The 8,143-nt window shown below is 65.4% G+C and carries 9 protein-coding genes; 6 read left to right on the top strand and 3 right to left on the bottom strand.

Annotation, left to right across the window (positions count from 1 at the left end):
- Window positions 1–680: 680 nt before the first annotated feature.
- Window positions 681–1,292 (bottom strand): type II secretion system protein GspJ, encoded by a 612-nt coding sequence (locus NR164_RS30050; protein WP_017849131.1) that lies wholly within the window; start codon window positions 1,290–1,292, stop codon window positions 681–683.
- Entirely contained in the window at window positions 1,289–1,741 is a 453-nt protein-coding gene (gene gspH, locus NR164_RS30045) for a type II secretion system minor pseudopilin GspH (protein WP_057004377.1), read from the bottom strand. The genes NR164_RS30050 and gspH overlap by 4 nt, the downstream gene beginning before the upstream one ends.
- A 92-nt stretch (window positions 1,742–1,833) precedes the next feature.
- Here gspH and NR164_RS30040 point away from each other — a divergent pair, with 92 nt between their 5' ends.
- A complete protein-coding gene (locus NR164_RS30040) occupies window positions 1,834–2,265 on the top strand; it encodes a type II secretion system protein N (RefSeq protein ID WP_079444148.1) in 432 nt (143 codons plus the stop codon).
- Here NR164_RS30040 and gspI read toward each other — a convergent pair.
- Complete coding sequence (gene gspI, locus NR164_RS30035) at window positions 2,252–2,638, bottom strand: type II secretion system minor pseudopilin GspI (RefSeq protein ID WP_046489240.1); 387 nt, start codon at window positions 2,636–2,638, stop codon at window positions 2,252–2,254. The two genes, NR164_RS30040 and gspI, sit on opposite strands and share 14 nt — an antisense overlap.
- 148 nt (window positions 2,639–2,786) lie before the next feature.
- Between gspI and gspG the strand changes: the two genes are divergently transcribed.
- From gspG to gspD, 5 genes are read left to right on the top strand one after another with little or no spacing between them, the layout of a single operon-like run.
- Window positions 2,787–3,236 carry a type II secretion system major pseudopilin GspG gene (gene gspG / locus NR164_RS30030; RefSeq protein ID WP_057004376.1) on the top strand — a complete coding sequence of 150 codons (450 nt, stop codon included), beginning with the start codon at window positions 2,787–2,789 and terminating at the stop codon, window positions 3,234–3,236.
- Window positions 3,237–3,244: 8 nt separating this feature from the next.
- Window positions 3,245–4,135: a type II secretion system minor pseudopilin GspK gene (gspK, locus tag NR164_RS30025; RefSeq protein WP_256823655.1), complete on the top strand. Its 891-nt coding sequence runs from the start codon at window positions 3,245–3,247 to the stop codon at window positions 4,133–4,135.
- A complete protein-coding gene (gene gspL / locus NR164_RS30020) occupies window positions 4,132–5,214 on the top strand; it encodes a type II secretion system protein GspL (RefSeq protein ID WP_256823654.1) in 1,083 nt (360 codons plus the stop codon). Before gspK ends, gspL begins: the two co-directional genes overlap by 4 nt.
- Window positions 5,207–5,719: a type II secretion system protein GspM gene (gspM, locus tag NR164_RS30015; protein ID WP_017849138.1), complete on the top strand. Its 513-nt coding sequence runs from the start codon at window positions 5,207–5,209 to the stop codon at window positions 5,717–5,719. Before gspL ends, gspM begins: the two co-directional genes overlap by 8 nt.
- Window positions 5,716–8,019, top strand: a complete 2,304-nt coding sequence (gene gspD, locus NR164_RS30010; protein WP_256823653.1) for a type II secretion system secretin GspD — start codon at window positions 5,716–5,718, stop codon at window positions 8,017–8,019. Before gspM ends, gspD begins: the two co-directional genes overlap by 4 nt.
- Window positions 8,020–8,143: the final 124 nt, after the last annotated feature.

Raw genomic sequence — 8,143 nt, 5'->3', positions numbered from 1 at the left:
TCCCACATTTGGATCTCCATAGATCAGATAGACCTTGCTCTGCTTTTGATCTGCTTTTGATCTTGATCTTAGGCGCCCCGTAAAACCACTCGGTGCCTCGCCTAAGATCAAAAGCCAAAGCGAGGCGGCCTTATAGCCGACCTGATCCTGGAAGCCGAACCGGGTCAAAAATGTGGGAGGGGGCTTGCCCCCGATAGCAATATGTCAGCCACTTCATGCATGACTGACCCACCGCTATCGGGGGCAAGCCCCCTCCCACATTTGGATCTCCATAGATCAGATAGACCTTGCTCTGCTTTTGATCTGCTTTTGATCTGCTCTTGATCTTGATCTTAGGCGCCCCGTAAAACCACGCTGGCCGAACGCAGGTATTACGCAGCGGGTAAACCGGCAGGGATGCCGGTTTAGCCGTCCCGGGCCATGGATGGCCCGTGACGGCGGCCCGCGGAGTAATGCCTGCGTTCGGGCACACCGAGCCTAGGCGAGGTGCCGAGTGGTGGGGCAAGAGCCCTTTGGTTACTTTGGGGCTTTTCCAAAGTGACCCGCTGTAAGAGCGGAACCCTAAGCAGCCATTACCAAAAAAACGGATATGTACTCAACCGCCGCCATTACCAAAAAAACGAATATGCACTCAACCGCCACCATTACCGAAAAAACGAATATGCCCCCATCACCCACCCCTACCAAAGCGGCCCCACCACCTGCCGATACCGCTCCACCCCCTGCGCCGTCTGCCGCACCAGGCTCACCTCCAGCCCCAGCGGATCTTCCCGCCGATTCCCGCTCAACTGCCGCCAGCCCTTGTCCGCTTCCCACACCCGCACCTGCAGATCACTGACCCCGGTCAACACCACCACCCCATCCTTAGCCGCCGGCAACGGAAAGCGATCCCGCGCCGGTGCGGCTGCTCGGTACAGGTTGTCGCCCTTGAGCCACCACCGCACCCGTTGCAGCCCATCCGCCGCGACCGGCGCGCTGCGGATCACGTCCAGGCGAAAGCCCTTGCTGTCGGAACTGCGCACCGTCACCGCCGCCAACCCGCTGGGCTTGGTTTTATCGGCTTGCAGAGAAGCCGGCACGCTCAGCTCCACGCTGGCGCGCATGTTGAGATCGCGCTGCAACTGGTTCAGCGCCCGCAACAACGCCTCGGTCTGTTCCGTGCTGGCCTGCAAGTGCTGATCCGCACGGGTCACGCTGTCGAGGCCGCGCCAGGCGATGAGGCTGACCAGCGCCATCAGCATGATCGCCACCATCACCTCAATCAGCGTAAAGCCTTTCTGCGAGGCACTCATGGCTGGCTCACCACGCGCATCAAACCGGCGGCATCACGTTGCAGGCTGAGGCGGTGTTGCCCGTCGGACAGCTCGACCCGCACCGGCGGGTTGATCCATTCGGCGTCGAGCACCAAGGTTTGCCGGGGCTCGATCGTGACCTGCATCGGCGTGCTCTCCCATAGGCGCGGGCGCAGTTGGGCGTCGCCCTGGAATGACTCCACGCCGAGGCCGTCATCGCTGCGACGGTTGAAGCGGAAACCCTTGGCGTCCGCGCGCCAGGTGATCGGCCGCCCATCGGCGCGGGCTTCGGCCTGGGCCACTTGCAGCAACTGACTCAAACGCTCGGCATCCTTGCGCAGCAGGTGCAGCGGGTCGGGCTTGATGGTCAGGCTGATGGCGGCGCTGGCAATGCCGATGATCACCAGCACCACCATCAGTTCGATCAGGGTGAAACCTTGCTGTTTCATGGGGCGGCACCTGGAAAGCTGGCGAGGTTATGAAATAAAAACGTGCGAATTGGCCTGTAGGCTGATGCCACGGACAAACAGGAGCTCCACCCATGGCACTTGCCCTTCGTTTTTCTCCCGCCCTCGGCGTGCAGGCACTGGCCGTGGTTGCTGCGTTGGCCGGCGTGGCGGTCTGGACGCCGTTGCTGCTCACTTCCGCCGAATCCCACACGCCGCCGGCGGCCGCCGAGGTGTTGGCGGCGCGCAGCGATAACCCGGCGTTGCAGTGGTTTTCCACGGCGCCGACGGCATTGCAGGTCAAGGTCTCGGGGGTCTTGGCCGGAGCGCGGGGCGCGGTGGCGATCCTCAGCCTCAACGATGGCCCGCCGCGCAGTTTTCTGCTCGGCGAGCGCCTCAGCCCCGGCGTGCGCTTGACGGCCATCGCGGGTGACGGTGTCGAGATCGAACGCGGCGGCGAGAAGGTGCGCGTGCAGCTCGACACGTTGCCGCAGGCGCCCGCATTGCCACGCCTCACTCGGCCTTGACCTGCGGCCTGGCCAGGGTCGTCGCCAGGCGCGCCAACGGCGGCGCCTCGCGGCTGGCGTCCCGCACCTGCACATCGACCTGCACCAACTGACTGTCGGGGCTGCTGCTGAGGGTCTGCTCGCAACGCAGTTTCAAGCGGCCCTGATCGCACGCGAAGGTCTTCTTACCGCTGCTCAAACGCCCCTCCAACTGCAACTCCGCCAGCCGGCTTTGCGCCGCCAGCATCGCCATCGACTTGTCGCGCAGCAGGCCGTTGCTCTGGGTCATCAACCCGGCCACGCGCACGGCCGCGGCCATGGCCACCGCGATGATCGCCAGCGCCACCAGCACTTCAATCAGGGTAAAACCTCGCTCGTTGCGGTGCCTGCGCATGGCGTTCTCAAAGCCTGGAAACAGGTGCGCAGCCTAGCGCTGGCAGTTGACCGATTGGCGACCGAAACTCCCGAGGATTTTCAATACGACTGACATGTGTTCTTGCAACACTGCGCCCCGAAATGCACTCAAGCCAAGGAATGTCGAGATGGATATCGCACGCCTAACATCCCCACTGCCAGGCCCTCGCGGCCAGCGTGGCTTCACTCTGATCGAGATCATGGTGGTGGTGGTCATTCTCGGGATTCTGGCGGCGATGGTGGTGCCCAAGGTACTCGACCGTCCGGACCAGGCGCGGGCCACCGCGGCGAAACAGGACATCGGCGGGTTGATGCAGGCGCTGAAACTCTATCGCCTCGACCACGGCACTTACCCGACGATGAACCAGGGCCTCAAAGTGCTGGTGGAACGCCCGGCGGATGCGAAAAACAGCAACTGGCGCGCCTACCTCGACCGTCTGCCCAATGACCCGTGGGGCCGTCCTTATCACTATCTCAACCCAGGCGCCAACGGCGAGGTCGATGTGTTCTCCCTGGGCGCCGACGGCCAGCCGGATGGCGACGGCGTGAATGCCGATATCGGCTCCTGGCAGCTGTAAGGCGCGCGATGAAACGGGATTCGCCCGCAGCGGCGAAGCAGCGCGGCATGGCGATTATCAGCGCGTTGCTGATCGCGGCGGTGGTGGCGGTGATCGCCGGCGCCATGCTCACGCGCCAGAGCGTATTCACCCGCAGCGTGGAGGCCGAGCAATTGCGCATTCAGGGTCAGTGGCTGTTGCAAGGTCGCCTGGAACACAGCCGCCTGTTGCTGTGGGAGGCGCGCCAGAAGGACGTGCTGACGCGCCTCGATCAGCCGTGGGCGCGGCCCCAGGGCGGGGCGTTTGAAGGGCGCCTGGAGGACGAGCAGGGCAAGTTCAACCTGCGCAACCTGGTCAATCGCCAGCGGCTGGACGCCGAACAACTGCAAGCTTTCGAGCGCCTGTGCCGCCTGATCGACATCGACCCGGCCGTGAGCCGACGTATCAGCCGGCGAGTGATCGCCTCCTATGATCAACGTACCGACAAGACGCTGCTGCCGGCGCGCTACCCGATGCTGCGCAGCCTGGATGACCTGAGCGGTATCGAAGGGCTCGACCCGCCGCTGCTGCGACGTCTGCAGACCTTCGTCGGCGTGCTGCCCGGCAATACCTGGGTCAACGGCAATACCGCCAGCGCCGAAGTGCTCAGCGCGGTGGTGCCGGAACTCAGCCTGGCCCAGGCCCAGGCATTGGTGGCCGAGCGCGACAGCGGGCGCTGGTTTATCAACCGTGGCGATTTCGTCAACCGCCTGCACCTGCCCCAAGTGGCGGTGGACAGCGTGCAGGTGGGCATTACCAGCGAGTGGTTTCGCCTGCAGGGCCAGGTACGCCGTGAACAGCGCCGGGTAACGATCGACGCGTTGTTGCATCGCCCCGAAGACCGCCGGCCCCAGGTGATCTGGTCGCGGGTGGGCGCATGAAACGCCTGCGGATCGGCTTGCCGTCACTCGATCAACTGACGGTCGACAGCCAGGTGCAATTTGCCTGGCTGGAGCGCGGCGCCGTGGTGAGCGAGGGTTGCGAAAGCCTGCAGCAGTTGGGCTGGTCCAAGCCGTCGGTGGAGTGCTTTCTGCACCCCGCCGACAGCCTGTCGACCAGCCTCGAGCTGCCGCCGCTGGCCGCCACCAAAACCGCCGCCGCCGTGGCCTGTGCCGCACAGGCGTTGATCCTCGGGCCGGTGGAGCAGATGCAGGTGGCCCACGGCCCGCGCGACAGCGATGGGCGCGTGCAGGTGGCCTGGGTGTCCAAGGCCGGGTTGGAGCGCCTGGGCCAGGTGTTGGCGCAGGGCCAGTTCAGGTTGCGAGGCTTGTACCCGGCGCCGTATGCCTTGCCGCTCGGCGCCGCGGCCATGCACGACGGTTATTTGCTGACACGCCATAGCCTTCACCAAGCGGCGGTGCATCCGCTCGGGCAACAGGTGTTGGATCAAGGGCTGGAGGTGCCGCTGGCGCCGGAGGCGCAACGCTGGAGTGGCGCCGTGCCTGGCTGGGGCTTGCACGGCCGCCTCAACCCACCGGCGAGCGGTGGCTGGGGCAGGGCGCTGGCCGCTGTCGCCCTGGCCACTGCCGTCTGGACCCTGGGCCTGAACCTGTACGCCGCGCGCCAGGCGGGCGAAGGCCAGCAGCTCAAGGCGCTGCTGAGCCAGCAGGTGCGCCAGGCCTTCCCCGAATTACCGGTGATCCTCAACCCCTTGCAGCAGGCCCGCCAACAGTTGGCCGCCCGCCAAACCGGCGCCGCCGCCGACCCCGCCCAGCGCTTTGGCAGCCTGCTGCAAGTAGCCGGCAGCAGCCTGCCGTTCATGGTCGGCAACGTCGACAACCTGAGCTTCGAACAGGGCCGCTTGCACGTGGGCTTGCTGGCCGACGGCCGTAGCCCGACGGCGCCGGGCGATGGGCAAGCGGCGCTGGCCCAGGCCGGGTTTAGCGCGACCCGCGATGAGCATGGCTGGACGTTGGGTCCGGTGGAAACCGCCGAAAAACCGGGAGCCGTCGATGAATAAGTGGCGCCGTCTACGCAGCCAGGCCCAGGCGTTCTGGAGCGGCCTGGCCCTGCGCGAACAACGCATGCTCAGCGGCGCCGGCCTGGTGCTGGCAGGTCTGTTGACCTGGCTGGTGCTGATTCAGCCGCCCTTGAAGACGATCGCGTATTGGCAGGCCGAAACCCCCAAGTTGCGCACCCAGGCTGCCACCTTGCACGCGCTGTTGCAGGGCGTCGCGGCGCCGCGGCCCGCTGATGCCGCCACGCTGCAACAGGCCCTGGACAGCGCCGGCCTGCAAGGTCGTTACCAGTTGCAGGCGCTGGATGCCGGCGCCTGGCGCCTGAGCTTCGACAACGCGCCGGCCGATGCGGTGATGGACTGGTTACTGGGCAATCCCCGTTCGTTTTCCCTGGAGGTGTCCGAGGCGCGCTTGCAGCGTAGCGCGGACGCTATCGACAACTCGGCCGGCACTGTGTCCGGGACCGTTCGCATGGATCAGGCGCTTGGCGCTAAGGAAGCTTCATGAAGTGGTCAGTCCCCAACCCTGCGCCTTTTCGCAAGGTCGCGCCGCTGCTGTTACTGGCCTTGAGCGCGTGCAGCAACACCCCGTCGCCGACCAAGCCGTTGCAGGTGGACAGCGAACTCGGCCAGCCCCTGGCCGACACCCGGCGCAGCAGCGAGAGCGTGCTGGAGCGCCAGCGCGAGCCGGCGCCCAAGCCCCGCGTCCAGCACCCGCTGACCAACAGCGCCCGTGGCCACGCGCCGGCTGCGGTCAAGGCGCGCAACCCGCTGGGCGATCAGCCGGTGCAGTTGAATTTTGTCGATGCCGATATCCAGGCGGTGGTGCGCGCGCTGTCCCGTGCCACCGGCCAGCAGTTTCTGGTCGACCCTCGAGTCAAAGGCAACCTGACCCTGGTCAGCGAAGGCCAGGTGCCGGCGCATCAAGCCTACGACATGCTGCTGGCGGCGCTGCGCATGCAGGGCTTCAGCGTGGTCGACGTCGGCGGCGTGGCCCAGGTGGTGCCGGAGGCCGATGCGAAGTTGCTCGGCGGGCCGATCTACAGCGCCGGCAGTAGCGGCATGCAGACCCGCACCTTTCGCCTGCAATACGAAAACGCGGTGAACCTGATCCCGGTGCTGCGCCCGATCGTGTCGCCGAACAACCCGATCAACGCCTACCCGGGCAACAACAGCATCGTCATCACCGACTACGCGGAAAACCTTGCACGGGTGGCGCAGATCATCGACGGCATCGACACCCCCAGCGCCATCGACACCGACGTGGTGATGGTGCAGAACGGCATCGCCGTGGACATCGCCGCCATGGTCAGCGAACTCCTGGAAACCCAGGGCGCCGACCAGACCCAGAAGATCAACGTGATCGGTGACCCGCGCTCCAACTCGATCATCATCCGTTCCGGCAGCCCCGAGCGTACCGAGCTGGCGCGCAACCTGATCTACAAACTCGACAATGCCCAGAGCAACCCGAGCAACATGCACGTGGTCTACCTGCGCAACGCCCAGGCCGGCAAGCTGGCACAGTCGCTGCGCGGCTTGCTCACCGGCGAGAGCGAGTCTGGCGTCAGCGACGAGGCGCGGGGCAAGCTCAGTGCCATGGGCGGCAATGCCCAGAGCACCCAGGGCAACAGCACCGCGCAGAACAGCAGCGGCACGCCCACCGGCAGCGGCGTGCAGGCCGGGTATAGCCAGGACAAACCGGCGACCGGCAGCAGCCCCAGCGATCAGAACACCGCGTTCAGCGCCGGCGGCGTGACGATCCAGGCCGACGCCACCACCAACACCTTGCTGATCTCCGCGCCGGACCCGCTGTACCGCAACCTGCGCGAAGTGATCGACATGCTTGACCAGCGCCGCGCCCAGGTGGTGATCGAAAGCCTGATCGTCGAAGTCAACGAAGACGACGCCAGCGAATTCGGCGTGCAGTGGCAGGCCGGCAACCTCGGCGGCAAGGGCGGTTTTGGCGGGGTGAACCTGGGGGGCAGCGGGGTGAATGGCACGTCGACCAGCAAGACCAGCATCGATGTGCTGCCCAAGGGCCTGAATATCGGCCTGGTCGATGGCAGCGTCGACATCCCCGGGATCGGCAAGGTGCTCGACCTCAAAGTGCTGGCTCGCGCCTTGAAGAGCAAGGGCGGCACCAACGTGCTGTCGACACCGAACCTGTTGACCCTGGACAACGAAGCCGCGAGCATTTTTGTCGGGCAGACCATTCCGTTCGTCACCGGCAGCTATGTGACGGGCGGCGGCGGCACCAGCAACAACCCGTTCCAGACCGTGCAGCGCGAAGAAGTGGGGCTCAAGCTCAACGTGCGCCCGCAGATTTCCGAAGGCGGCACGGTGAAGCTGGATATCTACCAGGAAGTCAGCAGCGTGGACGCGCGGGCGTCGGTGGACGCGGGCACGGTGACCAACAAGCGGGCGATCGATACCAGCATCCTGTTGGACGACGGGCAGATCATGGTGCTCGGCGGGTTGTTGCAGGACGGCTACAGCCAGAGCAATGACGCGGTGCCGTGGCTGTCGGATATCCCGGGGTTGGGCGCGTTGTTTCGCAATGAAAAGCGCAGTGTGAACAAGACCAACCTGATGGTGTTTTTGCGCCCCTACATCATTCGCGACAGTGGCGCGGGGCGCAGTATCACGTTGAACCGCTATGAGTTCATGCGCCGCGCCCAGGGAGGCTTGCAGCCGGAGCGCAGTTGGGCAATGCCGGATGTGCAGGCGCCGCAGTTGCCGTCGGTGGAGAAGGCGATTCCGGGGGCTGGGCCGAGGGCGGTGATCAGGGCGGTGCCGGCTCGTGATTGATGTTGAGCGAGTGCATATCCGGGGCTTCGGTAACGGAGGCTTATGGTTCCGCCCTTACGGCGGGTCACTTTGGAAAAGCCCCAAAGTAACCAAAGGGCTCTTGCCCCACCACTCGGCACCTCGC

Origin of the sequence: Pseudomonas sp. Pse79, assembly GCF_024519615.1 — a bacterium.
Classification (GTDB): domain Bacteria; phylum Pseudomonadota; class Gammaproteobacteria; order Pseudomonadales; family Pseudomonadaceae; genus Aquipseudomonas; species Aquipseudomonas veronii.
The sequence above is the reverse complement of the archived record's forward strand: the minus strand, read 5'-3'. Positions and strand labels throughout refer to the sequence as shown.